Annotated in this window: 22 protein-coding genes, 3 pseudogenes and 1 riboswitch; of the genes and pseudogenes, 18 read left to right on the top strand and 7 right to left on the bottom strand. The window is 65.8% G+C overall.

From position 1 onward, the window contains the following. The first annotated feature begins 243 nt into the window (after positions 1–243). The gene (gene ylqF / locus LO55_RS00120) at positions 244–1,191 is read left to right on the top strand and encodes a ribosome biogenesis GTPase YlqF (protein WP_083415059.1); all 948 of its coding nucleotides are present in this window, start codon (positions 244–246) and stop codon (positions 1,189–1,191) included. Here the strand turns inward: ylqF and LO55_RS00115 are convergent, their stop codons facing one another. Continuing rightward, positions 1,192–2,016 (bottom strand): DODA-type extradiol aromatic ring-opening family dioxygenase, encoded by an 825-nt coding sequence (locus LO55_RS00115; protein WP_071359970.1) that lies wholly within the window; start codon positions 2,014–2,016, stop codon positions 1,192–1,194. It abuts the gene before it with no gap. 86 nt (positions 2,017–2,102) lie between these two features. Continuing rightward, positions 2,103–2,355, top strand: a riboswitch (cobalamin riboswitch). A gap of 68 nt (positions 2,356–2,423) precedes the next feature. On the opposite strand from LO55_RS00115, the gene LO55_RS00110 reads away from it, so the two are divergent. The 4 genes from LO55_RS00110 to LO55_RS00095 all read left to right on the top strand — a co-directional run bounded on the left by LO55_RS00110 (position 2,424) and on the right by LO55_RS00095 (position 6,409). After that, positions 2,424–4,373, top strand: coding sequence for a TonB-dependent receptor (locus LO55_RS00110; protein ID WP_229409995.1), 1,950 nt, complete (start codon positions 2,424–2,426; stop codon positions 4,371–4,373). A gap of 4 nt (positions 4,374–4,377) precedes the next feature. Continuing rightward, positions 4,378–5,253, top strand: a complete 876-nt coding sequence (locus tag LO55_RS00105; protein WP_071359968.1) for a cobalamin-binding protein — start codon at positions 4,378–4,380, stop codon at positions 5,251–5,253. Between the two features lie 152 nt (positions 5,254–5,405). After that, the gene (locus tag LO55_RS00100; RefSeq protein WP_005669033.1) at positions 5,406–6,068 is read left to right on the top strand and encodes a thiol:disulfide interchange protein DsbA/DsbL; all 663 of its coding nucleotides are present in this window, start codon (positions 5,406–5,408) and stop codon (positions 6,066–6,068) included. Beyond that, positions 6,065–6,409 carry a hypothetical protein gene (locus tag LO55_RS00095; protein ID WP_071359967.1) on the top strand — a complete coding sequence of 115 codons (345 nt, stop codon included), beginning with the start codon at positions 6,065–6,067 and terminating at the stop codon, positions 6,407–6,409. Before LO55_RS00100 ends, LO55_RS00095 begins: the two co-directional genes overlap by 4 nt. Before the next feature lie 61 nt (positions 6,410–6,470). Here LO55_RS00095 and LO55_RS00090 read toward each other — a convergent pair whose 3' ends face one another. Next, complete coding sequence (locus tag LO55_RS00090; protein WP_071359966.1) at positions 6,471–7,682, bottom strand: MFS transporter; 1,212 nt, start codon at positions 7,680–7,682, stop codon at positions 6,471–6,473. After that, the gene (locus tag LO55_RS00085; RefSeq protein WP_071359965.1) at positions 7,679–8,980 is read right to left on the bottom strand and encodes an ATP-binding protein; all 1,302 of its coding nucleotides are present in this window, start codon (positions 8,978–8,980) and stop codon (positions 7,679–7,681) included. Before LO55_RS00085 ends, LO55_RS00090 begins: the two co-directional genes overlap by 4 nt. A 505-nt stretch (positions 8,981–9,485) precedes the next feature. Here LO55_RS00085 and LO55_RS00080 point away from each other — a divergent pair. Both LO55_RS00080 and LO55_RS00075 read left to right on the top strand, forming a co-directional pair. Further along, the gene (locus LO55_RS00080) at positions 9,486–10,319 is read left to right on the top strand and encodes a MipA/OmpV family protein (protein ID WP_071359964.1); all 834 of its coding nucleotides are present in this window, start codon (positions 9,486–9,488) and stop codon (positions 10,317–10,319) included. Then, the gene (locus LO55_RS00075) at positions 10,319–11,014 is read left to right on the top strand and encodes a hypothetical protein (protein WP_005669043.1); all 696 of its coding nucleotides are present in this window, start codon (positions 10,319–10,321) and stop codon (positions 11,012–11,014) included. The genes LO55_RS00080 and LO55_RS00075 overlap by 1 nt, the downstream gene beginning before the upstream one ends. A gap of 52 nt (positions 11,015–11,066) precedes the next feature. Here LO55_RS00075 and LO55_RS00070 read toward each other — a convergent pair whose 3' ends face one another. Next, a complete protein-coding gene (locus LO55_RS00070) occupies positions 11,067–11,753 on the bottom strand; it encodes a response regulator (RefSeq protein WP_005669045.1) in 687 nt (228 codons plus the stop codon). Positions 11,754–11,982: 229 nt separating this feature from the next. Here LO55_RS00070 and LO55_RS00065 point away from each other — a divergent pair, with 229 nt between their 5' ends. From LO55_RS00065 to frc, 3 genes are all read left to right on the top strand, one after another. Beyond that, the gene (locus LO55_RS00065) at positions 11,983–13,077 is read left to right on the top strand and encodes a phophatidylserine decarboxylase associated domain-containing protein (RefSeq protein ID WP_071359963.1); all 1,095 of its coding nucleotides are present in this window, start codon (positions 11,983–11,985) and stop codon (positions 13,075–13,077) included. Positions 13,078–13,747: 670 nt separating this feature from the next. Beyond that, positions 13,748–15,070 (top strand): oxalate/formate MFS antiporter, encoded by a 1,323-nt coding sequence (gene oxlT, locus LO55_RS00060; RefSeq protein ID WP_005669048.1) that lies wholly within the window; start codon positions 13,748–13,750, stop codon positions 15,068–15,070. A 267-nt stretch (positions 15,071–15,337) separates the two neighbouring features. After that, on the top strand, positions 15,338–16,585 hold the full coding sequence (gene frc, locus LO55_RS00055) for a formyl-CoA transferase (RefSeq protein WP_005669050.1): 1,248 nt from the start codon (positions 15,338–15,340) through the stop codon (positions 16,583–16,585). On the opposite strand, the gene LO55_RS00050 is transcribed toward frc, so the two are convergent. Further along, positions 16,582–17,535, bottom strand: coding sequence for a LysR family transcriptional regulator (locus LO55_RS00050; protein ID WP_071359962.1), 954 nt, complete (start codon positions 17,533–17,535; stop codon positions 16,582–16,584). The genes frc and LO55_RS00050 overlap by 4 nt on opposite strands. A gap of 121 nt (positions 17,536–17,656) precedes the next feature. Here LO55_RS00050 and gcl point away from each other — a divergent pair, with 121 nt between their 5' ends. From gcl to LO55_RS00030, 4 genes are read left to right on the top strand one after another with little or no spacing between them, the layout of a single operon-like run. After that, on the top strand, positions 17,657–19,399 hold the full coding sequence (gene gcl, locus LO55_RS00045) for a glyoxylate carboligase (RefSeq protein ID WP_071359961.1): 1,743 nt from the start codon (positions 17,657–17,659) through the stop codon (positions 19,397–19,399). Between the two features lie 33 nt (positions 19,400–19,432). Beyond that, entirely contained in the window at positions 19,433–20,218 is a 786-nt protein-coding gene (hyi, locus tag LO55_RS00040; RefSeq protein ID WP_071359960.1) for a hydroxypyruvate isomerase, read from the top strand. Positions 20,219–20,249: 31 nt separating this feature from the next. Next, positions 20,250–21,137: a 2-hydroxy-3-oxopropionate reductase gene (locus LO55_RS00035; RefSeq protein ID WP_005669056.1), complete on the top strand. Its 888-nt coding sequence runs from the start codon at positions 20,250–20,252 to the stop codon at positions 21,135–21,137. A gap of 31 nt (positions 21,138–21,168) precedes the next feature. Then, positions 21,169–22,101 (top strand): histone deacetylase family protein, encoded by a 933-nt coding sequence (locus tag LO55_RS00030; RefSeq protein WP_071359959.1) that lies wholly within the window; start codon positions 21,169–21,171, stop codon positions 22,099–22,101. Positions 22,102–22,131: 30 nt separating this feature from the next. On the opposite strand, the gene LO55_RS26590 is transcribed toward LO55_RS00030, so the two are convergent. Next, positions 22,132–22,287: a hypothetical protein gene (locus tag LO55_RS26590; protein ID WP_005669059.1), complete on the bottom strand. Its 156-nt coding sequence runs from the start codon at positions 22,285–22,287 to the stop codon at positions 22,132–22,134. Between the two features lie 190 nt (positions 22,288–22,477). Next, positions 22,478–23,403, bottom strand: a pseudogene (locus LO55_RS00025) (LysR family transcriptional regulator). Positions 23,404–23,486: 83 nt separating this feature from the next. On the opposite strand from LO55_RS00025, the gene LO55_RS00020 reads away from it, so the two are divergent. From LO55_RS00020 to LO55_RS00005, 4 genes and pseudogenes are all read left to right on the top strand, one after another. Beyond that, positions 23,487–23,846, top strand: coding sequence for an HAD family hydrolase (locus tag LO55_RS00020; protein ID WP_083415057.1), 360 nt, complete (start codon positions 23,487–23,489; stop codon positions 23,844–23,846). Positions 23,847–23,956: 110 nt separating this feature from the next. Continuing rightward, positions 23,957–24,298 carry a DUF2437 domain-containing protein gene (locus LO55_RS27245; protein ID WP_307188235.1) on the top strand — a complete coding sequence of 114 codons (342 nt, stop codon included), beginning with the start codon at positions 23,957–23,959 and terminating at the stop codon, positions 24,296–24,298. Further along, a pseudogene (locus LO55_RS27315) lies at positions 24,256–24,674 on the top strand (fumarylacetoacetate hydrolase family protein). Before LO55_RS27245 ends, LO55_RS27315 begins: the two are co-directional and overlap by 43 nt. Positions 24,675–24,730: 56 nt before the next feature. Further along, positions 24,731–25,501 (top strand): annotated as a pseudogene (locus LO55_RS00005) (2-dehydropantoate 2-reductase); the annotation flags it as partial.

Below are 25,501 nucleotides of genomic sequence, written 5' to 3'. Positions count from 1 at the left end.
GCGCAGCACAGCATCAGCACGCCATACCAGCGCGCCAGCGACCGTTTCAGTTTTTCCCGTACGCGCATTCCCATCTCCATCTTGTGCAGGCAAGAGAGCAGTGTGCGCGCGGAATATGTCATCAGTGTTGCAATAGCTCAACGGAGCGCGCGATGGAAAGAGGCCTTGTGGCTGCGCCGCTACGTTTGTGTCGACGCTCAGCGTAAAATAGCGCCTTGGACGAAAGATTAAGAGAGCAATAGTATGTCGATTCAATGGTTCCCTGGCCACATGAACGCGGCCAAGCGGGAAGCGGCCGAGCAGATGGAAAACATCGATCTGGTGATCGAGGTCCTCGATGCGCGCCTGCCCGAGGCGAGCTGCAACCCGCTGGTGGAAGAGCTGCGCAAGTTCCGCCAGCGCCCTTGCCTGAAGGTCTTGAACAAGATCGACCTGGCCGACCCGAACGCGACCGCCGCCTGGAAAGCCTATTACGATGCCCAGGAAGGCGTGACCGCCTATCCGATGACGACCAAGAAGCCGGCCGACGTGGCCCGCATCCCGGACCTGGCCCTGTCGCTGGCCCCGCACCGCGGCGTGCCGACCAAGCCGCTGCGCATCATGATCATGGGCATTCCGAACGTCGGAAAATCGACGCTGATGAACGCCCTATTGAAAAAGCGCGTGGCCAAGGTGGGCGACGAGCCGGCCGTGACCAAGACCCAGCAGCGCCTGTACCTGAACAAGAACGTGGTGCTGGTCGACACCCCAGGCATGCTGTGGCCGAAGATCGCCATGGCCAGCGACGGCCTGATGCTGGCCGCCAGCCATGCGATCGGCACCAATGCGCTGGTCGAGGAAGAAGTGGCCGAATACCTGGGCGAGCTGCTGCTGCAGCGCTATCCGCAGCTCTTGAGCGCGCGCTACGGTTTCAAGACCGAAGGGATGGACGGCGTTGCCGTGATCGAGGGCGTGGCCCAGCGCCGGGGTTTTCGCGTGCGCGGCGGCGATTTCGACTACGAAAAGGCGGCGCACACGCTGCTGCAGGATTACCGCCAGGGCGCGCTCGGCCGCATCAGCCTCGAGACGCCGGAATCGCGCGCGGCCAGCCTGGCCCAGCACGAGGCCGAGATGGCCGAAAAAGCACGTATCGCGGCCGAGAAGGCCGCCGCGAAAGCCGAGGAAGCGGCGCGCGGCAAGCGCGGGACGTAATCACGCCGCTGGCGGTGCCCCGAACCTGAAACTCGACACCGTCAAATTCCCCATGAACGCGTCTTCATGATAGACGCAGGCGGCCGCCTCCTGTTCGGCCGCCCCCAATGCCACCATCAGTGGAATCAGGTGCTCCTCGCGCGGATGCGCCGCCCGCGCCATCGGCGCCGCATCCCAGCGCAGCAAGGCCTGTTCGCGCTGCGCCGGATCGAGTTCGAGCAGCGCGTGCTGCAGCCAGCCGTCGAAAGCGCGTGACGCCTCCCGCCCGTTCGGCCCGAACTGGCGCAGGTTGTGGTACGACAGCCCGCTGCCGATGATCAGGATGCCCTCGTCGCGCAGCGGCGCCAGCGCACGGCCCGCCGCCAGGTGGGTGGCCGGATCCAGGTCGCGCCGGATCGACAGCTGCACCACCGGCATGCGCGCTTCCGGATAGACCGGGTACAGCATCGAGAACGTGCCATGGTCGAAGCCGCGTTCGGCGTCCAGCGCGGCCGGGTGGCCCGCGGCGGCGAGCAGGTCGGCCACGCGCCGCGCCAGCGCCGGCTCGCCCGGGGCCGGGTACTTGACCTGGTAGGTGTGCGGCGGGAAGCCGCCGTAGTCATAGATCATGCCCGGCGCCGTGCCGGACGACACCATGAACTGCGGCGTTTCCCAGTGGGCGGTCACGACCAGCACCGCGCGCACCGTCTCGCCAGCTTCGGCCCGCAGCGCGGCCAGCGAGTCGGCAAGCTGGTTGTAGGCCGACCCGTATTGCTCGCGCATCCACGGCCAGGGGCCGCCGCCGTGCGAGACGAAATAGGTGGGCAAGGTGGGTAAGCGCGCCATGACCGCTCCTGTCGTGCATTGAAACGGTCATGTTAGCCCAAGCGGCGAGAGCTTGCCGGCGGCCGGGCAGGTCGCACCTCGTCAAGGTATAATCGCCCCGTTTTGGTGCTCTCGCGCACGTCCAGGTGCGCGAAGTTAAACGGGAAACACGACATGGCCGCGCCACGCGCCGCCATGGAAGTGTGCTGCCCCCGCAACGGTCAACAAGCGCCGCGTCTGCATCTGCAGCGTGGCGGACGGTCTCGACAACCACTGCGCCGCTGTACGGTCTGTTCTGCGCAGGAAGGTGAGGCCGTCATGCTTGCCAGCCCGGATACCGGCCAAAGCAGGTGGAAGCGCCAGGCGTTTCCTTTGACTCCGGCCTGCGGGGAAGCAGGCCGGTGCCTTTTATCGAGAACACATTCATCATGATTTTTGCAGTTGCACCGCGCCGCGCGCCACTCGCGCTGGCTTGCGCCTTCGCCATGTTCGGCCCTTATGCCGCGGCCCAGGACGCCGTCCCTTCAGTCCTCATCACCGGCCCGCGCTTCCCGGCCCAGGCCACGCCGATCGGCGCCACCGTCATCACCGCGGAGCAGATCCGCAGCGCCGGCGCCACCGACGTCAACCAGGCGATCCGGAAGATCGGCGGCGTGTTCGGCCGCCAGAGCCTGGACGGCTCGCCCGACTTCGGCCTCGACCTGCGCGGCTTCGGCACCAACAGCGCCCAGAACACGGTGGTGCTGGTCGACGGCGTGCGCCTGAACGAGAACGAGCTGGCGCACACGGTGCTGTCGACCATTCCCGTGGACACGGTCGAGCGCATCGAGATCACGCGCGGCGGCAGCAGCGTGCTGTATGGCGACGGCGCCACCGGCGGCGTGATCAATATCGTTACCCGCCGCGGCGCGGGCGCGGGAACGCATGGTTCCCTGTTCGCCGAAGCCGGCCGCTTCGACCACCGCGACCTGCGCGCCTCGGTCACGCACGGCGCCGGCCCATGGTCGTTCGACGCCGCAGTAAGCGACCGCAGCACGGATAACTACCGCGACAACAACAACTACGAGCAGACCAGCTTCAGTGGCGGCGTGGGGTATGCCTACGCGCCGAACGGCCGCGCCGGCCTGCGCTTCGAGAGTTCGCGTTCCGATTCGCGCCTGCCGGGTTCGCTGACGGAAGAGCAGTTCCTGACCATTCCAACCCAGAGCAACACGCCGAAGGACTATGGCTCGCTCGACACCGACCGCGTGACCGCCTTCGTCGAGCACCGTGTCGGCGCCTTCGAGCTGGCGGCCGATCTGTCGCACCGCGAGCGCGAGGTCTCGTCCACCTACGACTTCGGCGCGCCGTCGACATCGGTCTACGAGGCCGAACAGACCCAGTTCTCGCCGCGCCTGCGTCACACCCTTGACCTCGGCGACAAGCGCAACGAATTCGTCACCGGCATCGACCTGATCCGCTGGGAGCGCGAGGTTACCTCCAATTTCTCGGCCGGCGACGCGCGCCAGGACTCGAAAGCCTTCTACCTGCGCGACGAACTGCGTTGGAACGCCCCGCACAACGCCCGCCTGGCGGTGGGTGGCCGCCACGAGCGCTTCGAGAAGGACTACAGCGACCCGCTGGCCTTCCCGCCGGTCGTGAACGAGCACCGCAAGCAGTCGCTCAACGCCTGGACCGTGGAAGGCAGCATCGACGTGATGCCGCTCGTGACCGTGTTCGCCAAGGCCGGCCGCAGCTACCGCATCGCCAATATCGATGAAAACAGCTACCGTTCGACCCTGGACGTGCTGGAGCCGCAAACCTCGCGCGACCTGGAACTGGGCGTCAGCGCCGGCCTCGATGCGCGCAAGGTGACCGCGCGCGTGTTCCGCCACCGCCTGACGAACGAGATCTTCTACGACCCGACCATCGGCTATGGCGCCAACACCAACCTCGATCCGACCCGCCGCCAGGGCGTGGAGCTGGAAGGGCAAGCCATCTTCGCCGACGCCTGGCGCCTGCTTGGCTCCTGGCAGTACGTGCAGGCCGAGTTCCGCGACGGCCCGAACGCCGGCCGCGAGATGGTGCTGGTGCCGAAACACGTGGTCACCGCGCGCCTGGCGTGGACGCCGGGCATTGGTCAGACCGCCGACATCGGCGCCCAGTGGGTCGACAGCCAGCGCTATGGCGACGACTTCACCAACAGCTGCAGCACCCGCATGCCGTCGTTCACCACGATCGACGCCCGCTATGCGCGCCGTTTCGGCCCGTGGGAAGTGGCGCTGTCGGGCCTGAACCTGGCCGACCGCCAGTACTACAGCCAGGCCTACAACTGCCGCGCCGGCATCTATCCAAGCGACGGTCGCCAGCTCAAGTTGTCGCTGCGCTTCGACTTCTGAGGCCATGAAGTCCGCGCTGGCGGCCGTGCTGGCCGCAACCTCGGTCAATGCGTTCGCGGCGATCGCCGTCGTCGACGACGCCGGGCGCACGGTCACGCTGGCGCGGCCGGCGCAGCGGGTGATCTCGATGGCGCCGCACGTCACCGAGCTGCTGTTCGCGGCCGGCGGCGGGGCGCGCATGGTCGGCGCAGTGGACTACAGCGACTATCCCGAGGCGGCGAAAAAGCTGCCCCAGGTCGGCAGCTTCAACAAGATCGATGTCGAGCGCGTGCTGGCGCTGAAGCCCGACCTGCTGGTGGTCTGGCAGAGCGGCAACCCGACGCGCCAGGTCGAGCAGCTGGCGCGGCTGGGCATCCCCGTCTATTACAGCGAGCCGAGCCGGCTGGAGCAGGTCGGCGACAGCCTGCTGCGCCTGGGCCGGCTGCTCGGCACCGAGCCCGTGGCCCGGCGGGCGGCGCACGACTACAGCGCGCGCATCGCAGCGCTCAGGACGCGCTACGCCGGGCGGCCGCAGGTCGGCGTGTTCTACCAGGTCTGGGACCGCCCGCTGTACACCCTCAACGACGACCATGTCGCCAGCGACATCCTGCGCCTGTGCGGCGGCCGCAACCTGTTCGGGGCCCTGAAGACGATCGCGCCCGAGGTCGGCATCGAGGCGGTGATCGAAGCCGATCCCGAAGTGATCCTGGTCGGCAAGCGCGATGATCCCAAGGACCCCGGCTGGAAGATCTGGCAACCGTACAAGGGCATGACGGCGGTAAGACGCGGCAACCTGTTCGAGATCGATGGCGACCTGACCAGCCGGGCGGGGCCGCGCACGGCCGACGGCGCCGCCCGCATCTGCGCGCTGCTCGAGGACGCGCGCGGGCGCCGGCCTTGACGACTTGACTATTCGCGTTGCCGGCGTAGATTGAAAGTCACCACGCCCCTGTTTCAGCCGTAAGCAAATGCAAAAAATTGCGCTCCCGGGACAGGGGACAGACAAAAAGTGGTAATCTCGCGGTCGTTCGTTCATTCTTTTGGAAGGATTTTATGCGCACCCTGCGTTTCGCCCTCGTTGCCGCTGCCCTGGTCGCCGGTTTCGCCAATGCTTCGCCAACCGATCCGCGCGTCGGCGCCGAATACACCGTGCTCGCGACCCCGCAGCCGACCCAGACCGTGGGCAAGAAGGTCGAAGTGGTCGAGTTCTTCGCCTACCACTGCGGCGCCTGCAATGCGTTCGAGCCGACCCTGGTGAACTGGGTCAAGAAGCAGGGTGACAACATCGTGATGCGCCGCATCCCGCTGCCGTTCCAGGGCGCCAGCGATCCGGAAGCCCGCCTGTTCCTGACGCTCGACGCCATGGGCAAGCTGGAGCAATACCATCACCGCGTGTTCCGCGCCGTGCACGTCGAGCGCAAGCGCCTGATGAAGGACGACGACATCATCGCCTGGGCCACCGCGAACGGCCTGGACAAGGCGAAATTCATGGAAGCGTGGAACTCGTTCGGCGTGCAGACCAAGCTCAAGCGCCTGCCGCAGATCGCCGAAGCGTACAAGGCCAGCAGCACCCCGACCGTCGTCATCGACGGCAAATACGTCGTGTCGCCGGCAACGGTGGCGCAGTCCAACAAGATCCAGGACATGGGCCAGCTGATGACGGCGACCGGCCAGGTCCTCGACGCACTGGTGGCGAAGGCAGCCAAGGAAAAATGACCGATAAAGTCGAAGGCGAGATCCTCAAGATTTACGAAGGGTCCCGGCCCAAAGAGGAAAACTTGTTCGAGACCAGTAACGTGAATCACGTCGCGTGGACGCTTGCGCTGATCTTCGTCCTGACCACCGTCTGGTTCGGCATCGCGCTCGTCCATGCCGAAAACCAGCGCCATGCGATGGCGTCGAATCTCTGTCCCGATCAAGTGTTCAAGGAGGGGTTCGACCAGAAGTGCCTGCTGACCGTGCGTTCGCGCGATCACTGGTGGGAGCATCTCTGGTACGGCGTGACCCATGTGCGTTCCCATCCCGATCACGATGGCCGCATCGATACCAGGAAGTAATACTAGACGGTAAGACAACACGGCGTCCCCTGCGGACGCCGTGTTTCTGTCTGGATGCGCGTCAGGTGCTTTCCAGGTGCGGACGGGGACTGCGGGCGCTCCAGCGCCGCAGGGCCACCGAGGCCCAGGCAGTCAACAGGCCGCCAACGATCAGCACCAGCCGGGTATCGATCAGCGTGAGCACGGCGCCGATCAGCGCCATCAGGATATTCGCCAGGCAAAAGATCGTGGACAGCAGAGCCATCACCGACCCCTGGCCGTGCAGCGCGAACTCGTCGGCCGACCACGTCTGCAGGGCGGTGTTGTAGAAGGCGTGCGGCGCGCCGAACAGCACGATGCCGGCGATGCCGACCCACAGGTTGCCGAAGCCCACGCACAGCACCGCGGCGGCGGCCATGGCGGCATACCAGCCGGCGCGCAGGCGGCCTTCGATCCGGCTGGCATGGCCGGCGAACAGCGCGGCCGTGGTCATCAGCGCGCACATGCCCATGTTGACGACGGCGATCTGGCGCGCATCGTAGCCGCCCACGTCCACCAGCCACAGCGGAAAGAATTCATACAGCGCGGCGACGCCGCAGCAATACGCCAGGTGCACCGTGAACAGGGTGCGCAGCGGCGCATGGCGCAGCAGGGTAAGCGCATGGCGGTCGCGCGCCACCGCCCACCAGCGATGCGCATGCGGCGGCGCCGGTGTGGACGGGATCGACACCAGCACGCCCAGCGTCCCCAGCAGCAGGGCGCCGGCGGCGATGTAGAACGGCAGCTCCGGGCCGAACGCCATGGTGAAGCCGGCCAGCAGCGGGCCGACCAGCCAGCCCAGGTTGAACGAACCGTTGAGCCACGACAGCGCGTGGTTGCGCAGCGGCCCCTTGATGCGCTCGATGACCAGTGCCCGCATCACCGCGCCATTGCCCTCCAGCAGACCGGTGAAGAAACGCGCGGCCAGGAACAGCAGATACGATTCCATCACCATCGCCACGGCCGTGAGCAGGTGGCCGACTGCCGCCCCGACGGTGGTCAGGAGCAGCGCGCGGCGCCGGCCGAAGCCGTCCGACAGCGGCCCCAGGACCGCGCTGCCGATCAGCAGGCCGACCGGATTGATCATCAGCGCGATCCCCAGCAGCAGCTTGGGCGGCAGGCCGAGAAAACTGTTCAGGCCGTTGACCCCGCCGTCCGCGAACAGCGGCGCCAGCATCGGATAGGGGAGGGAGGCGCCGACGGTGGACAGCAGTCCCAGCCCGCACAGTGTGGCGATCAGCAGGCGCTCGTTCATGCCGGCAGCCTGAGCACGAAGCGGGCGCCGCCCAACGGTGAGCTTTCCACGCGCAGCGTCCCGCCATGCAGGGCCACCGCCTTGTGCGCGATCGACAGGCCGAGTCCGAAGCCGCCGGTGGCGCGGTCGCGGCTGCGGTCGAGGCGGTAGAACGGGTCGAAGATCCGGTCGCGCTCGTCAAGGGGGATGCCGGGGCCGTCGTCGTCGACGGCGATCTCGACGCCATCCGGCGTGCGCCGCGCCGACAGCACGATGCGCTCCTGCGCATACTTCTGGGCATTGCGCAGCAGATTGCCGACCGCGCGCGCCAGCAGGCGCGCGTCAGCCTCGACCGTGCCGAGCCCGGACGCCAGTTCGCAGGCCACCTGTTGCGGCGAAGGCGGCAGGGTGGCGCAGCAATCGCGCAGCAGCGCTTCCAGCTCGACCGGCGCGCCCTGCAGCGTGCGCGTACTGTCGAGCTTACTCATATCGAGCAATTCCTTGACCAGGTTGTTCAGCTCGGACAGGTCGCCCTCCATGGCGGCGATGCGGCGGCTCAGCTCGGGATCCCTGGCCTTGGCGTCGAGCAGCTCGAGCGCGAATTCCAGGCGCGCGATCGGCGTGCGTAGTTCGTGCGATACCGAGTGCAGCAGGCTGCGCTGCGCTTCCATCAGGTCTTCGATGCGGCCGGCCATGTGGTTGATCCGTTCCGCCAGCGGATAGACGGCGTCCGACGGTTTCAACTGCGCGCGCACCGACAGCTTGCCGGCGCCGAACTCATCCGCCATGCGCGACAGCGACTGCAGGCCCTGCCAGTGCGAGCGCGACCACAGCGCGATCGGCGCCAGCAGGGCGATGGCGACGATCACGTAGCGCAGCAGCTCCATCTTGAGCGCCTGTCCTGTATCGATCGGCAAGTTCCGGGCGTGCAAGACTTCGTCCTGGCTGCCGATATAGCGTTCGCCGTCCAGGTCGACCCGCCGGTAGAAGGATTTGCCGGCCACGTCGATCACGATGTTTCCTCGCTCGAGCTCGGCGCGCTGGCCGGCGCCGAGGGCATCCAGCGCCTGGGCCAGGGGCATCAGGTCGTAGCGCACCTCGGATACTTCGCGCACATTGTTCAGGCGGGTCAGCCATTCGTCGCCGGGCGCCTGGTCGACGTATTGTTCGAGCAGGAAGATCTGGGCCGCGGCCTGGCGCCGCGCGATGTCGTCCAGAGGGTCGCCGAACAGGCGCGCGAAGGCGAAATAGATGACGAAGGTGGCAGCCGTGATCGACAGCATGACGAGCACGAAGAAGCGGAAGAAGATCCGGTTCACGGGCGCGTCCTGGGTAACTGTCGGTCTGGCGGTGGTGCCGGCTGCATGGTGTCTCCTCGGGCACGAATTGTACAGGCGCAACGATTACTTCGGTGAGCCATGAGAGCGGGAGGCAGCGCGGCTTACAAATTGATGACAATTGGCCGACATCTGGAGGGTGCATGACAGGAGGCCGAGCGATTACCATCTTTCCCATCATCAGGTTTTCCGTTTGCCCACCTGATGCGAAAGTATCGGTGGGTTTTTTTATTCAAAGGAAGCGACCCGCACGGGCCGCGCCTCGACCATAAGGAAGCGCTTATGAGTATGGTGCGCGCGAACAACATCCTCGACCCCGGCGCCGCGCCGGTCGGTTCCGAAGCGCCAGCGCGGCGCATAGCGCGATTCCATGCGCTGACCGCGAACGCAGCCCGAACGGGAATGCGACGCTTGTCATAATGGGATGGGAGAGCGAAGCTTGCTCGACGTAAAATATCGACCAACGAACTCTCCGAGTATTTTCACGATGAAACCATTTTTCGCCCTGGCCCTGGCGGCTGCGAGCACCGCAGCGAGTGCGCAGACGCCGGCCACCAACCCGATGCCCGACGGCAGCCGCGACATGTACGCAGGGCTGGGCGCCGTCTCGCGGCCGCGTTACGAAGGGGCGGACAGCCAGAAGGTTTCAGCCTTGCCGGTGCTCCAGGTTCAATGGAGCAACGGCCTTTTTATTTCCGGCATGAGCGCAGGGATGCATCTGTCCAACCGCCCGACGGTCGAATACGGTCCGCTGCTGTCGGTCCACCCCAACCGTGACGAGTCCGGCACGGGGCATGTCGTCGACGGCGTCGGCGTGACCAGCTCGCCCATGCAGTTCGCACGCACCGGCAACCGCCTGGACGGCATGAAGGACGTCAGCACCCGCCTCGAAGGCGGGTTCTTCTTCAACTACTACCTGGCGCCGGAATGGCGGCTGACCAGCAGCGTGCTGCTCGGCGCGGGCAATGACCGCGACGGCGCGCGCATGGAGCTGGGCATCCAGCGCCTGGCGGTGCAGGTCGCGCCGCGGCATACGCTGTCGTTCAACGCCGGCGCCACCATCGTGAATGCCGACTACAGCCGCGCCTATTTCGGCGTCACTGGCCAGGAGTCCTGGCAAAGCGGCAATCCTCCGTATCGCCCGGGCGGCGGCCTCAAGGATGTCCGCGCCGGCGTGCGCTGGAACTGGGCGTTGAGCCCGTCCTGGATGCTGGTCACCAATGTCCAGGCCGCGCGCCTGGTCGGCAGCGTCCGCAATAGCCCGCTCGTCGAGCGGCCCACCAACGTGACGGTTTCGGCCGCCTTCGCCTACCGGTTTTGATGATGCGACGCGCACACCTCACCGCCTGCGTGACCTTGCTGCTGACGGCCGGAACGGCCGTGGCGCAATCGCGCGCCGGGGAATGGGTGAACTATCGCGACGCCTACCGCGCGATGGTGCTGTTTGACAAATATGGTGGCCCCAAGAATCTGCTGAACAATCACTTGCAAGTGTTGCCGCGCGACAAGGGCGTGCTGGGGCCGGGCGCGCAACTGCTCATGCAGGGCAAGACCGTCCAGACCAGCCTGGCGCTGGATCCGCTCGGCCGCGCCGTGCTGCCGCTGCTCAAGGCGGCCTATGACGAAAACGCGGTGTTGACGCCAAACCGGCCGCTGGGCGGCTTCACGGTGAAGCCGCGGGTCTCGCTGGCGCTGCGCGCCGACGGTTCGTACGACGTGGCCGACCTGCGCGCGGCCTGCGAGCAGGCGCTCGGCTTCGCTCGCTATGCCGACAACTCGGCGCGCGGCCGCCAATGCGTCGGCGTGCGCCTGGTGTTCCCGAAAGAGGGCGCGGCGGCGGGCGTGCGGGTGCGTACGGGCGGCGCCGAACAGGCGTTGCCGGCGGCGCGCGGGGCCGCCTTCGCGGGCGACCTTGATGCCGACTTCCCGGTCGTCACCTACCGTTTCGGCGCGCAGCCTGCGGGCCAGGTCGTCACTTACAACGCTCCGCTGGCGATCGTGCCGCTGTTCGAGTAACAGGCGCGCGACGAAAAAAAACCTGCACGGCGCAGGTTTCATGGGCAGGTCGTCAATTCCAGGCCGACGGCGAGAACAGGTAACCTTCGCCCCATACCGTCTTGATCTTTTCCGATTCGGCATCGTCGAACTTGCGGCGCAGCTTCGAGATGCAGTTGTCGATGCTGCGATCGAGGCCGTCGAACTCGATGCCGCGCATCTTCTTGAGCAGGGCGTCGCGCGACAGCACGCGTCCGGCCGCCTCGGCCAGCACCAGCAGCAGCTTGTATTCGGTATTCGACAGCACGCAGGGCTGGCCGCGCCAGACCACGCTGCGGTCGGAGGTGGCGATGCGCAGGGCGCCGAACTGCAGCACGCGCGCATCGACGCCCGACTTGGCCTGGGTGCGGCGCATCAGCGCGCGCAGGCGCGCCAGCAAGACGCGCGGCTGGACCGGCTTGTTGACGAAGTCGTCGGCGCCTTGCTCGAGGCCGGAGACTTCGTCATAGGAGTCCTCGCGCGCGGTGAGGATGAGGATGGGCACGTCGGACTGGTCGCGAATCTGGCGGCAGACGACCATGCCGTCCAGGCCCGGCAGCATCAGGTCGAGGATCACGACGTCGGGCGCCAGTTCCTTGAAGCGGCCGAGCGCCGCATCGCCGCGCGTGACCAGTTCGACCGCGAATTCATAGCCGGACAGGTATTCGGTGACGAGCTCGGCCAGGCGCGCATCGTCTTCCACCAACATCACTCGGTACATACATTTTCTCCTTGGTCTGCCATTGTATAAGACCAAGTGTCGAATTAACACATCCTCCAGAAATAGAAGACAGTTCATTACAGTTTGACGACAATTGGGCGGGCTTGCACCTTGTCGAGATGCCTCCGGGATGGCAGGAGAGCGGACTGATCTATATCAAACAGGCGTGATCGGACGGCAGTTAAAAAGGTGATCGTTCCATGTTGATCACCATGCCAAAGGATACGCCGTGACGACCGCCCTGCATGACGCGCAATTCGACATCCATCCCGGCGCCGTCGATCCGCACGGCGGCTGGCTGCCCCGATACGGCAGCGCCCCCATGCGGACCTATGTCGGGCGCGTGCTGGGCGCCGAAAGAACGGCGCTGGCGCCGTCGGTCCAGGCGCTGGCCACCTATATCGAGCGCACCGAAGCCGTGCGGCGCCTGGCCGACGCTGCCTGCGCCGCCAACCTGGCCACCATCGACCGGCATGCGCCGCAGGCCAGGAGCGTGGCGGGCGCGCGCATTGGGGACGTGGGCGCCTTGCTGCACGGCCTGAACACGGTCCTCACCCATGCGCCGGGCTTCGTCGACGGTGAGTTGATCGGCCTGCCGTTTTCCGCCTTCCTGGCGGAGTTCGGCAGCACCGCGCGCGGCGCCGCCTTGTTCAGGCAGCCCACCGTCAGCCTCCTGATGTCGAACATCCTGACCGACTGGCATGCCTTCCTCGACAGCCCGGCCTCGAATGCGGGTTTTCGCGTCGAAGGCGAACAGTGGCTGGCGCCAGACGTGAAGGAGCGCTACCGGTTCGCCCTATGGAAAAAGGATGCCGGCAAGCCGCCTTACTGGAAAAGCTGGAATGCATTCCTGGCCCGCACCTTCGAGCATCCCGGGCCGGCGCGCGGGGACGCACGCCGGTCCGGGGACAGGCATCGCTCGCCGGCCGATCTCCTCGCATCCAGCGTGCCGCGGCAGCAGGCGCTGATCGACGATTACCGGCTGCTGGACCTGTTCGAAGGTGGCCAGGTCTTCCAGACCGACCTGGGTCCATATGACTTCCACCGCTGGTGGGCGCCGGCCGATGGCGAAGTGCTGTTCGATCCGTTCACCATTCCCGGCTGCTTCATCGGCCAGGACCGCGCGCGCGGGGTGATCGTGATCAGAACCGAGGACCATGGTCACGTGTGCTGCATCGCGCTGGGCATGAGCGAAGTCGCCAGCATCGCGTTCGATCCGGGCATGCGGCGCGGCGCGCGGGTGCGCAAGGGCCAGGAGATGGGGATGTTCAAGGGCGGCGGGTCATCCTTCGCGCTCGTTGTCGAAAAGCCGCCCGCCGACTAGACCAACGTCCGCCCCCCCCCACAAAACAGGACGGCGGGCAGTGCGCCACGATGATTTTCACACGACAGGCTCGCGTTGAAGGCATTGAGCGACTACAGTGTATTGATGAGCATGACGCAGTCGCACCTTCGATGAGGCCAGGCCGCCACGCGACCGCCAAATCAAGCCCGCCTGGCGGCGGCCCGCTAAAAACTCAAAACATAACCGCGGTCAATGATTCTCAAAATCGGCTCCAGCAACATCATCTCACTTTCACCGTTTTCCAGATCACGATGCGGCGCCGTCCGTTTCGGGCGCCGATGGTGAAAGCAGGGGAACGCAATACCTTTGCGGTCGTCCAGGGTAGCAATCTTGCTAGATGAGGAGAGCGGCAATAGCGCACATCAAATCTGGAGAGCACTGTAGCAAGCGGCTGTCTCGCCTGGTGGGCAGGTTGGCCGCCAGGAGCATGCCGACGTCCTTTTTGCTGGCAGGGTGCTTTAACAATTTTAACTAGAAAAGGCGTAGGGGTTGGCGCGCGAGTCCATGACTCGACGTGGAGCATGCACATCACACCATAAAAATGGAGACATGAAAATGCTGGAAACCATAACCAGGCAGGCGCCCCGGGCGCCCGCATATCCGTCTGCACGTTGGGAAGAACAACACCACACCGATCGAGGAGCGCCAAATGCATAATTCATCGGCAGCCGCGCTTCAGCCACAGCAACCGGCCTCCGGCAATACGCGCTGGTTCCAGCTCGCCGTCGGCGTCGTCTGCATGATCGCCACCGCGAACATCCAGTATGCATGGACCCTGTTCGTTCCCGAGATCCAGGGTGAGTTCGGCTGGTCGCGGGCCAGCATCCAGGTCGCCTTCACGCTGTTCGTCATCGTCCAGACCTGGCTCGCGCCGCTCGAAGGCTACTTCATCGATAAATTCGGTCCGCGCATGATGGTCGCCTTCGGGGCCATCTTCATCGGCCTGGCCTGGATCATCAACTCGCAAGCCACCAGCCTGGCCGGCTTCTACGCTGGCGCGGCCGTCGGCGGCATCGGCGTGGGCTCGATCTATGCCACCTGCATCAATAACGCGATCAAGTGGTTCCCGGATCGCCGCGGCCTGGCCGTCGGCCTCACGGCGGGTGGCTACGGCGCCGGTTCGGCCGCCACGATCCTGCCGATCGCGGCCATGATCGAGTCGTCGGGCTTCCAGCAGACCTTCCTGTTCTTCGGGATCCTGCAAGGCACGCTGGCCTTCGTCGCCGCCTGGTTCCTGCGCTCGCCAAAAGCGACCGAGGTCAGGAAGTCGGGCAAGCTGGTGCAATCGACGCACGACTACACGCTCAAGGAAGCGCTGAACACCAAGTTGTTCTGGCTGATGCTGGTGATGTTCGTGCTGGTGGTCACCGGCGGCATGATGGCGGTGGCGCAGCTGGGCGTGATCGCGCAAGACCTGGGCGTGAAGGAATTCCAGGTCGACCTGCACTTCTTCGTGATGGCCGCCTTGCCGCTGGCGCTGATGCTCGACCGGATCATGAACGGCATCTCGCGGCCGCTGTTCGGCTGGATCTCGGACCACATCGGCCGCGAGAAGACCATGGTCATCGCGTTCACGCTCGAAGGCTGCGGCATCATCGCGCTCGGCTACTTCGGCAGCAACCCGTACGCTTTCCTGATCCTGTCCGGCGTCGTGTTCCTGGCCTGGGGCGAAGTGTACTCGCTGTTCTCGGCCCTGGCCGGCGATGCCTTCGGCACCAAGCACATCGGCAAGATCTACGGGGTGCTGTATACCGCGAAGGGCATCGGCGCGCTGTTCGTCCCGGTCGGCAACCTGATGATGGAGGCGACCGGCACCTGGTCGACCGTCCTGTACACGGTCGCCATCATGGACTTGACCGCGGCGCTGCTGGCGATCACGGTGCTGCGACCGGTGCTGCGCAACCACGTCAGCTACTCCAGGAGTCGCTATGCCGAGGAGAACGCGGTCGGGAAAGGGCCTTTGCCTGCATGATGGCCTTGCCGCAAGCGTAGCGTGACAGGGAAAGGGGCTTCTTCGGAAGCCCTTTTTCTTGCCGATGAAACGGTATTTCAATGTCAAATCGCTATTTCATGAATCTTGACGGCGGTCATTGAGCTCGGCCGGTGCGTTTCGCTACCATCGGTTGGCGTTTTGCTCTCACGCGCTGAGGCAAGCGGCGAAGTGTGCACCGCAGCGTGCATTAAGGCGTTGGCGGGAGCAGAATGCAATGGCTGAGTTAAATCTTCGGAGGAAACTGGTATGGGCAAGGCATTGGAAGGCGTTCGCATCCTCGATTTCACCCATGTCCAGTCCGGACCGACCTGCACCCAGCTGCTGGCCTGGTTCGGGGCCGACGTCATCAAGGTCGAGCGCGCCGGCGAGGGCGATGCGACCCGCGGCCAGTTGCGCGACATCGCGGGCGTGGACAGCCTGTACTTCACCATGCTCAACCATAACAAGCGCTCCATGACGCTGGATACCAAGCGGCCCGACGGCAAGAAGGTGCTCGAAACGCTGATCAGGCAATGCGACGTGCTGGTCGAAAACTTCGCGCCGGGCGCGCTGGATCGGATGGGCTTCAGCTGGGAACGTATCCAGGAACTCAATCCGCGCATGATCGTGGCCTCGGTCAAGGGTTTCGGCCCCGGCCCCTACGAGCACTGCAAGGTCTACGAAAACGTCGCCCAGTGCACCGGCGGCGCCGCGGCCACCACCGGTTTCGACGATGGCCCGCCGATGGTCAGCGGCGCCCAGATCGGCGACAGCGGCAGCGGCCTGCACCTGGCGCTGGGCATCGTGACCGCGCTCTACCAGCGCAACACCACGGGACGCGGCCAACGGGTGCTCACCGCGATGCAGGACGCCGTGCTGAACCTGTGCCGGGTCAAGTTGCGCGACCAGCAGCGTCTCGAGCGCAACGGCGTCATGGAAGAGTATCCGCAGTTCGCGGAGGGCCGCTTCGGCGAGTCCGTCCCACGCGCGGGCAATGCCTCGGGCGGCGGCCAACCCGGCTGGATCCTCAAGTGCAAGGGCTGGGAGAGCGATCCGAACGCGTACATCTACTTCATTGCGCAGGCCCAGGTCTGGCCTTCGGTCTGCAAGCTGATCGGGCGCGAGGAGTGGATCCTTGATCCCGATTACGCGACGCCGAAGGCGCGCCTGCCGCGCCTGATGGCGATCTTCGCCGCCGTCGAAGAGTGGAGCACCACGCTGACCAAGTTCGAAGCGATGGATATCCTCAACAAATACGATATCCCATGCGGGCCGATCCTCTCGATGAAGGAAATCGCCGAAGATCCGTCACTGCGCGCCACCGGCACGATCGTCGAGGTCGATCATCCCGAGCGTGGTTCCTATCTCACGGTGGGCAACCCGATCAAGCTGTCCGACAGCCCGACCGAGGTGCGCCGCTCGCCGCTGCTGGGTGAGCATACCGACGAATTGCTGTCCGAGCTCGGCTACTCTCCCGAGCAGATCGCGATGCTGCGCGAAGAGCGGGTGATCTAGGGCCGCGTCGTTACCGGAGGCGCCGCTACCGGACGTACCCCTGCTGGCCGTGTCCAGTACCCGGGCTGGGCGTAGACCGCCTTGAGGGTGTCGATGAATGACCGCACCCGCGCCGGCAGGTGGCGCTGCTGCATGTAGACCGCCATGATGTCGTAGTCGGGCAGGGCGAACTCGTCGAGCACCGTGACCAGTTCGCCGGCCGCCAGCTGCGCCTGGATTTCCCAGGTCGAACGCCAGGCCAGCCCCAGTCCTTCGCTGGCCCAGCGGTGCAGCAATTCGCCGTCGTTGCAATCGAGGTTGCCGTTGACCTTGATGGTCACCGGCTTGCCCTCCTTCTGGAAGTACCAGCCGCGCTGCTGCCCGCCCTGCAGGTTGAAGGCCAGGCAGTTGTGCTGCGCCAGCTCCTCCAGCGTGCGCGGGACGCCGCAGCGCGCGAAATAGTCCGGGGTGCCGCACACCACGCGCCGGTTGGTTGCCAGCCGCACCGCGACGAAACTCGGATCGAGCACGCCGCCGATCCTGATCCCCAGCTCATAGCCTTCGCGCACCAGGTCGACCACGTGGTCGGTGAGGTTGAACGAGATCTGCACGTTCGGATTGGCGGCCAGGTAGGCCGGGGCGTGCGGGGCCACGTGCAGCCGCCCGAACGCCGCCGGCGCCGAGACGATCAGGTGCCCGCTGGCCTGGTCGCGGCCTTCGGACACGATGGTCTCGGCCAGGTCGATGTCCGCCAGCAGCCTGCGGCAATGCTCGAGGAACACCGACCCCGATTCGGTCAGCGTCAGGTGGCGGGTGGTGCGGTGCAGCAGCTTGACGCCCAGGCGGCGTTCGAGCGCGTCGATGCGCCGCCCCAGCATGACCGGCGTGATGTTCTGCCCCAGCGCGGCGCGCGCCAGGCTGCCCTTGTCGACCGCGTCGACGAAGGCCCACATCTGTTTGACCTTGTCCATGCCTGCAGTATTCCATACTCCAGGGATCGAATACACCTACTTTTTGTGTTCTTATCAGCAGCGCCGCGACGCTCTAGCATACGCTCATCGCAATCGTGCGGTGATGAACCTGGAGAGCGCAATGGCAAAGATGACAGCCGCGGAGGCAGCGGTCCTGGTGATGGAAAAAGAAGGCATCGAGGTCGCCTTCGGCGTGCCCGGCGCCGCGATCAATCCCTTCTACGCCGCGCTGCGCAAGCGCGACAGCATCCGCCACTACCTGGCGCGCCACGTCGAAGGCGCCTCGCACATGGCCGAGGGCTATACCCGGGCGAAGGCCGGCAACCTGGGCGTGTGCATCGGCACCTCCGGGCCGGCCGGCACCGACATGATCACGGGCCTGTATTCGGCGCAAGCCGATTCGATACCTATTCTTTGCATTACCGGCCAGGCGCCGCGCGCCCGCCTGTACAAGGAAGACTTCCAGGCGGTCGACATCGAGTCGATCGCCAGGCCGGTGACCAAGTGGGCGGTCACGGTGCGCGAGCCGGCGCTGGTGCCGCGCGTCTTCCAGCAAGCCTTCCACCTGATGCGCTCGGGCCGGCCCGGCCCGGTGCTGATCGACCTGCCGATCGACGTGCAGATGGCGCAGATCGAGTTCGACGGCGACACCTATGCGCCGCTGGCGCTGCACAAGCCGCAGGCCACCCGCGCCCAGGTCGAGAAGGCGCTCGACATGCTGAACGCGGCGCGCCGCCCCCTGATCACCGCCGGCGGCGGCATCATCAATGCCGACGCGTCGGCGCTGCTGGTGGAGTTCGCGGAGATCACCGGCGTGCCGGTCATCCCGACCCTGATGGGATGGGGCGCGATTCCCGACGACCATCCGCAGATGGCGGGCATGGCCGGCCTGCAGACCAGCCACCGCTACGGCAATGCGACCTTGCTGGCCTCCGACTTCGTGATGGGCATCGGCAACCGCTGGGCCAACCGCCATACCGGCGGCATCGAGGTGTTCACCAAGGACCGCACGTTCGTGCACATCGATATCGAACCGACCCAGATCGGGCGCGTGTTCGGGCCGGATCTCGGCATCGTGTCCGACGCCAGGGCCGCGCTCGAACTGCTGGTGGAGGTGGCGCGCGAGTGGCGCGCGAGCGGCCGCCTGCAAGACCGCAGCGCATGGCTCGAGGAATGCCAGGAGCGCAAGCGCACCATGCTGCGCAAGAGCGACTTCGACACCGTGCCGGTCAACCCCTTGCGCGTCTACCACGAGATGAACGCCTACTTCGGACGCGAGGTGCGCTACGTGGCCAGCATCGGCCTGTCGCAGATCGCCGCCGCCCAGTTCCTGCACGTGCACCACCCGCGCCACTGGATCAACTGCGGCCAGGCCGGCCCGCTGGGCTGGACCATCCCGGCGGCGCTCGGCGTGCGCGTGGCCGACCCCGACGCCGACATCGTCGCCATCTCGGGCGACTACGATTTCCAGTTCCTGATCGAGGAACTGGCGGTGGCCGCACAGTTCAAGCTGCCCTACATCCACGTACTGGTGAACAACGCCTACCTCGGCCTGATCCGCCAGGCCCAGCGCGGCTTCGAGATGGATTACTGCGTCCAGCTGGCGTTCGAGAACGTCAACGCGCCCGAACTGGAAGGGTATGGCGTCGATCACGTCGCCGTGGTCGAGGGCCTGGGCTGCAAGGCGCTCAGGGTGTTCCGGCCGGACGACATCATCCCCGCCTTCGAACGTGCGCGCGCGCTGATGCAGCAGTACAGTGTGCCGGTGGTGGTCGAGATCATCCTCGAGCGCGTCACCAATATCGCGATGGGCACCGAGATCGATGCGCTCAACGAGTTCAATGAAGTCCTGGACGTCAAATAAGCCAGCACGGGAGACCGAGATGAGGAGACCGCAATGACCAGACTTGCCGCCAACCTGACCATGCTGTTCAACGAAGTCGACTTCCTCGACCGCTTCGAGCACGCCGCCAGGGCGGGCTTTCGCGGCGTCGAATTCCTGTTCCCGTACGCCTACCGGGTCGAAGACATCGCCGCCCGGCTCGACGCACACCGCCTCGAACTGGTGCTGCACAACCTGCCGGCCGGGGACTGGGCCGCGGGCGAGCGCGGCATCGCCTGCCATCCGGGACGCGTGACGGAATTCCAGGACGGCGTGGGCGCAGCGATCGACTATGCCAAGGCGCTGGGCGTCAGGCAGCTCAACTGCCTGGCGGGCATCGTGCCGCCCGGCGTCGCGCTCGAAGAAGCCTATCTCACGCTGGTGTCGAACCTCGAATTCGCCGCCGGCCAGCTGAAACGCGAGGGGATCCGCCTGCTGGTCGAACCGATCAACACCTTCGACATCCCGGGATTCTTCCTGCACGGCACGCGCCAGGCGCTTGAGCTCATCGGCGCGACCGGCTCCGACAATCTGTTCCTGCAGTACGACATCTATCACATGCAGCGCATGGAGGGCGAGCTGGCGGCGACGATCAAGGCCAACCTCGGCCTGATCCGCCACATCCAGCTGGCCGACAATCCGGGCCGCTTCGAGCCGGGCACGGGCGAGATCAATTACCGCTACCTGCTCGGCATGCTCGACGAGATCGGCTATGACGGCTGGGTCGGCTGCGAGTACAAGCCCCGGGCCGGCACCGCGCAGGGCCTGCACTGGATCGGCGAGCACGGCCTGCAGGCATAGGGTATCGCACACCATCACACTGGAGACCATCATGACGAAAGTAGGATTCATCGGCCTGGGCATCATGGGCGGCCCCATGGCCGCCAAGCTGCAGGAGGGCGGCTGCAAGCTGTACCTGCACGACCTGAAAAATCCGCCGCTGGCCCTGATCGAGGGCGGCGCCACCGTCTGCACCAACGCCACCGAGGTGGCCAAGCGCGCCGACATCATCATCGTGATGGTGCCCGACACCCCGCACGTCGAAGAAGTGCTGTTCGGCGCCGACGGCGTGGCCGCGGGCCTCACGCCGGGCAAGATCGTGATCGACATGAGTTCGATCTCGCCGATGGCCACCAAGGAGTTCGCCAAGAAGATCAACAAGCGCCAGTGCGACTACCTCGACGCGCCGGTGTCGGGCGGCGAGGTGGGGGCGCGCGCCGCGACGCTCACCATCATGGTGGGCGGCGCGCAAGAGGCGTTCGACCGCGCCCGGCCGCTGTTCGAGCTGATGGGCAAGAACATCACGCTGGTGGGCGGCAACGGCGACGGCCAGACCACCAAGGTGGCGAACCAGATCATCGTCGCGCTGAACATCCAGGCGGTGGCGGAGGCGCTGCTGTTCGCCTCGAAGGCGGGCGCCGACCCGGCCCGGGTGAGGCAGGCGCTGATGGGCGGCTTCGCCGCCTCGCGCATCCTGGAAGTGCACGGCGAGCGCATGGTCAAGCGCACCTTCGCGCCGGGTTTTCGCATCGAGCTGCACCAGAAGGACCTCAACCTGGCGCTGCAGGGGGCCAAGAGTCTCGGCCTCGCGCTGCCGAATACCGCCAGCGCCCAGGAGCTGATGAATTCCTGCGCCGCCCACGGCATGGCCCAGCTCGATCATTCGGCACTGTGCCAGGCGATCGAGCGGATGTCGAACCACGCCATCGCCGCGGCCTGAGGCAGCGGCGTGGCGCCATCGGAGACAGCATATGGATACCTGGGTGTTTCACCATCCGGCCTGCCTGGCGCACGAACCCGGGCCGGGCCATCCTGAAGCGCCGCAGCGCCTGCATGCGGTCATGAAGGCGCTGCGCCAGCCGGAATTCTCGCAACTGGCCTGGCGCGAGGCGCCGCTCGGCACCCGCGACCAGGTCTTGCTGGTGCACGGCGAAGCGTATGTGGACGCGATCGCCGCCGCGGCGCCGGGCAGCGGCCTGGTGGCGCTGGACGGCGGCGACACATTGATGTCGCCCGGCACCTGGGAGGCGGTGATGCGCTGCGTCGGCGCCGCCTGCGCCGGGGTCGATGCGGTGGTGGCGGGCGAGGCCGCCAACGTCTTTTGCGCGACCCGGCCGTGCGGCCATCACGCCGAGCCGGAGCGGGCGATGGGCTTCTGCATCTTCAACCAGGCCGCCATCGCCGCCGTCCACGCGCTCGAGACGCATGGCCTGCAGCGCGTCGCCGTGGTCGATTTCGACGTCCACCACGGCAACGGTACGCAAGCGGCATTCTTCCACCGGCCGCAACTGTTCTTCGGCTCGAGCCACCAGTCGCCGCTGTATCCGGGGACCGGCGCGGCAGGCGAGACGGGCACCAGCGGCAATATCGTCAACCTGCCGCTGCCGCCGGGCTGCGGCTCGGCGCTGTTCCGGTCCACGGTGGCGAGCGGGCTGCTGCCCGCCTTGCGGCGCTTCGCGCCACAATTGATCGTGATGTCGGCCGGGTTCGACGCGCACCGTAGCGATCCCCTGGCCAGTATGGCCCTGGAAGACGAGGATTTTGCGTGGATTACGCGTGAAGTGATGGCGATCGCAGCAGAGGTGTGCGAGGGCCGGATCGTGTCGATCCTGGAAGGAGGCTACAGCGTCGAGGGGCTGCAGGGCGGCAGCGCGGCGCACGTGCGTGCGCTGCTGCAGCGCTGAAGGGTGTTGCGCGGGGCTGGCCCCGGAAAATTACAGGCCGCAACCGTAGTAGGCCGGGTCCGAATCCTGGCCGGTGTAGCCTGGCTCGAGCTTTTCGCGCAGGTTGAGCGTGAGGAAAGCGACGATGAGCGACAGCAGCGAGTGCGACGGGGCTGCGAAAGTGGTTTCGGCTGGTGCGTTGATCATGACTGGCTCCTGAAAGTTGGTTTGTGCAATGCAGTAAATATAGGGACTACTTACGCGCGCTTCCAATTTCGAGTGCTGATACCAGTTATGCTGCTCGTGAATGTTGCTCTATAAAAACCGGCATTTATGCGTGATCTCTACCGCGGCCCGCGTGGTCGTCGGATGTGGCTGCGTCGCCACAGGCTGCCGGTCAGGATGAGGGGATCAGCGCATCGATGCGTGCCTCTCCTTCGTCCAGCAGGAACTGGCGAAACGCCCGCGCCACCGGCGGCAGGCGCTTCTCGCGACGGTGGACGACATACCAGTTGAGCATCAGTGGAAACCCCTCGACCTCCAGCACCACCAGGCTGCGCGCGGCGAGTTCGCGGCCGATCGTGTGAAACGACAGGAAGCCCAGTCCGATGCCGGCGATCACCGCCTGCTTGATCGTCTCGGTGCTCTTGATCTCCATGGCGACGCTCAGCTCGGCCAGGTGCGGGCCGAAGGCGTCCTGCATCGAGAACCAGGTGTCGGAGCCCGGTTCGCGGATCACGAACGGGTGGCGGATCAGGTCGCTCATCGGGATGCGCCCATGCCTGGCCGCGGCCAGCGGATGGTCGGGCGCCGCCACGATCACATAGGGATGGGGGGCGAACGCATCGTTCTGCGTGTCGAGTTCGGCGGGTGGCCGCACCATCACGGCCAGGTCGGTGCGATTGGCCGCCAGCTTGTCCAGCAACTCCTCGCGATTGTGCACCGTCAGGTTCAGCTGCACGCCAGGATGCTGGCGCGCGAAGGCGACCATCAGCTGCGGAAAGAAATAGTCGCCGGCACTGATCACCGCCACGTTCAGCTTGCCGCCGGCGATTCCCTTGAGTTGCGCCATCGCATCTTCTGCCTCATCGAACTGCTGGATGATGGCGCGGCAAAAGTGCAGCAGCTCCTCGCCCGCCTGGGTCAGGTAGATCTTCTTTCCCAGCTGTTCGAACAAGGGCATGCCGACGTGGCCCTCGAGCGTGCGGACCTGGGTCGACACGGCGGCTGGGTGAGGTGCAGCTCCTCGGCGGCGCGTGAAAAACTGAGCCGGCGCGCGACCGTCTCGAAGACCTTCAGTTGACGCAGTGTCGCGTTCTTCATCGGCGCTTCCGTCCATGTATAAGCAGTCGTTAATGATTATCCCTAAAAACTTTCACTATTGCTCATCATTTTGTTGGACTACGATGATGTTCAGACAGCTCGACCGCAACCACCACCACCTGGAGAGTGCCATGACGACGATCTGCAATGCCGACGCCGAGTGCAACGCCTATAACGCGGCCTTTCATGAACTGGGACTGAGCTGGGTCTGGGACATCGGACTGTATGCGAGCGCGGTCGCCGGCGCCGATGACCGCACCGGCCTGCGCAACTACCTGGCGCGGCATCAATCCCACCTGTTGAGCGCGCACGACGCCGACTTCCTGGTCGAGGCGATCCTGGCCGCCAAGGAACGCTGCCACGCGCAGCTGAGCGCCGCTGGTTGCAATCCGGGCGCCTTCATCGACTGGTCCGCGCTCCAGCAGCGGCAGATCGGCGTGTAGACACCAACGGCTGGGCAGAGATTTTCGAATCTTAACCGTGGTCAAGGATATACGGAAATCGTTCTTCCACAATCAGCCCATCCACCGACCCGACGTACGAGAGACATCATATGATCCGACACTGGATACGCTTCCAACACCTCGACACCGTACGTTTCGGCACGATCGAGGGCGACAAGATCCGGATCTTCAAGGGCGATATGTTCGACAGCCCGCGCCGCACCGACCTGGCGGTGAACCTGGACGAGGTCGAGGTGCTCACGCCGTGCGTGCCGGCAAGGTGCTGGCGATGTGGAACAATTCCACGCGCTTGGCCAGAAGCTGGGCCTGGCGCCCCCGGGCGAGCCGCTTACCTGATGAAGCCATCGACCTCCTACCTGGCGCCAGGCGGCACGATCCGCAAGCCGCTGTGCGAGGCAAGGTGGCGTTCGAGGGCGAGCTGGCGATCGTGATCGGCCGCCGCTGCAGCGCCGTCCCGGTCGAGGAAGCGCCCGACTACGTGTTCGGCTATACCTGCGCCAACGACGTCACCGTGGGCGAGATCATCGGGCGCGACCCGACCTTCCCCAGTGGGTGCGCGCCAAGGGCTTCGACACCTTCTGCCCGTTCGGCCCGGTGATCGCCACCGGGCTCAACCCGGCAATGCTGGTCGTGCGCACCACCCTGAACGGCGAGGTGCGCCAGGATTACCCGATCAACGACATGGTGTTCCGGTGCCGAGCTGGTCAGCCGGATTCCCAGGACATGACATTGGAGCCGGGCGACCTCCTGCTGTGCGGGACGTCGGTCGGCGTCGGCTCGATGCGGCCGGCAGCACGATCGAGGTAGAGATCGACGGCATCGGAAAGCCATCAATCGGTTCGAGTAAACGACAAGGGTGGGTCATGAAGATCGCAGTTATCGGAGCGGGAGCAATCGGCGGCCTGGTCGGCGCCAGGCTGGCGCTGGCGGCGAGGAGGTGACGTTCATCGTGCGGGGCGCCAATCTGGCGGCGATCCGCGCGAACGGCATCAAGCTCATCGAGATGGACGGGGAGGAGAAGATTGCCTCGCAAGTGCGCGCGACGGACGACTATGACGCGGCCGGCGAGCAGGACCTGGTGATCCTGGCCCTCAAGGCGCACCAGGTCGATGGGTGTCGGCCCAGATCGGCAAGCTGTTCGGGCCGCGCACCGTGGTGGTGACGATGCAGAACGGCATACCGTTCTGGTATTTCCACCGCCATGGCGGCGAGTTCGACGGGCGCACCGTGCGCAGCGTCGATGCCGGCGGCGAACTGGCGCGCCGGATTCACCCGAGCGGGTGCTCGGCTGCGTGGTTTATCCGGCCGCCGAACTGGTGGCGCCGGCGTCATCCGGCACATCGAAGGCGCGCGCTTTCCCGCTGGGAGAACTGGACGGCACGGCGAGCGAGCGGGTCAATGAAGTCTCGGCCTGCTTCCAGAACGCCGGCTTCAAGTCGCCGGTGCTCGACAATATCCGCGCCGAGATCTGGCTCAAGCTATGGGGCAACGTCTGCTTCAACCCGATCAGCGCGCTGGCGCATTCGACCCTGGTCGACATCTGCCAGTACCCGCTCACACGCGAGCTGGCGGCGGAGATGATGCGCGAGGCGGAAGCGGTGGCAACCAAACTGGGCATCACCTTCCGCGTGCCC

The sequence above is a fragment of the Massilia timonae genome, assembly GCF_001866515.1.
GTDB classification, from domain to species: Bacteria; Pseudomonadota; Gammaproteobacteria; order Burkholderiales; family Burkholderiaceae_D; genus Telluria; species Telluria timonae.
The sequence above is the reverse complement of the archived record's forward strand: the minus strand, read 5'-3'. Positions and strand labels throughout refer to the sequence as shown.

What these genes read in the sequence shown, in the direction of transcription:
- ylqF (WP_083415059.1), top strand. Translation starts at nt 244, where the DNA reads ATGTCGATTCAATGGTTCCCTGGCCACATGAACGCGGCCAAGCGGGAA.
- LO55_RS00115 (WP_071359970.1), bottom strand. Translation starts at nt 2,016, where the DNA reads ATGGCGCGCTTACCCACCTTGCCCACCTATTTCGTCTCGCACGGCGGC.
- LO55_RS00110 (WP_229409995.1), top strand. Translation starts at nt 2,424, where the DNA reads ATGATTTTTGCAGTTGCACCGCGCCGCGCGCCACTCGCGCTGGCTTGC.
- LO55_RS00105 (WP_071359968.1), top strand. Translation starts at nt 4,378, where the DNA reads ATGAAGTCCGCGCTGGCGGCCGTGCTGGCCGCAACCTCGGTCAATGCG.
- LO55_RS00100 (WP_005669033.1), top strand. Translation starts at nt 5,406, where the DNA reads ATGCGCACCCTGCGTTTCGCCCTCGTTGCCGCTGCCCTGGTCGCCGGT.
- LO55_RS00095 (WP_071359967.1), top strand. Translation starts at nt 6,065, where the DNA reads ATGACCGATAAAGTCGAAGGCGAGATCCTCAAGATTTACGAAGGGTCC.
- LO55_RS00090 (WP_071359966.1), bottom strand. Translation starts at nt 7,682, where the DNA reads ATGAACGAGCGCCTGCTGATCGCCACACTGTGCGGGCTGGGACTGCTG.
- LO55_RS00080 (WP_071359964.1), top strand. Translation starts at nt 9,486, where the DNA reads ATGAAACCATTTTTCGCCCTGGCCCTGGCGGCTGCGAGCACCGCAGCG.
- LO55_RS00075 (WP_005669043.1), top strand. Translation starts at nt 10,319, where the DNA reads ATGATGCGACGCGCACACCTCACCGCCTGCGTGACCTTGCTGCTGACG.
- LO55_RS00070 (WP_005669045.1), bottom strand. Translation starts at nt 11,753, where the DNA reads ATGTACCGAGTGATGTTGGTGGAAGACGATGCGCGCCTGGCCGAGCTC.
- oxlT (WP_005669048.1), top strand. Translation starts at nt 13,748, where the DNA reads ATGCATAATTCATCGGCAGCCGCGCTTCAGCCACAGCAACCGGCCTCC.
- frc (WP_005669050.1), top strand. Translation starts at nt 15,338, where the DNA reads ATGGGCAAGGCATTGGAAGGCGTTCGCATCCTCGATTTCACCCATGTC.
- LO55_RS00050 (WP_071359962.1), bottom strand. Translation starts at nt 17,535, where the DNA reads ATGGACAAGGTCAAACAGATGTGGGCCTTCGTCGACGCGGTCGACAAG.
- gcl (WP_071359961.1), top strand. Translation starts at nt 17,657, where the DNA reads ATGGCAAAGATGACAGCCGCGGAGGCAGCGGTCCTGGTGATGGAAAAA.
- hyi (WP_071359960.1), top strand. Translation starts at nt 19,433, where the DNA reads ATGACCAGACTTGCCGCCAACCTGACCATGCTGTTCAACGAAGTCGAC.
- LO55_RS00035 (WP_005669056.1), top strand. Translation starts at nt 20,250, where the DNA reads ATGACGAAAGTAGGATTCATCGGCCTGGGCATCATGGGCGGCCCCATG.
- LO55_RS00030 (WP_071359959.1), top strand. Translation starts at nt 21,169, where the DNA reads ATGGATACCTGGGTGTTTCACCATCCGGCCTGCCTGGCGCACGAACCC.
- LO55_RS26590 (WP_005669059.1), bottom strand. Translation starts at nt 22,287, where the DNA reads ATGATCAACGCACCAGCCGAAACCACTTTCGCAGCCCCGTCGCACTCG.
- LO55_RS00020 (WP_083415057.1), top strand. Translation starts at nt 23,487, where the DNA reads ATGATGTTCAGACAGCTCGACCGCAACCACCACCACCTGGAGAGTGCC.
- LO55_RS27245 (WP_307188235.1), top strand. Translation starts at nt 23,957, where the DNA reads ATGATCCGACACTGGATACGCTTCCAACACCTCGACACCGTACGTTTC.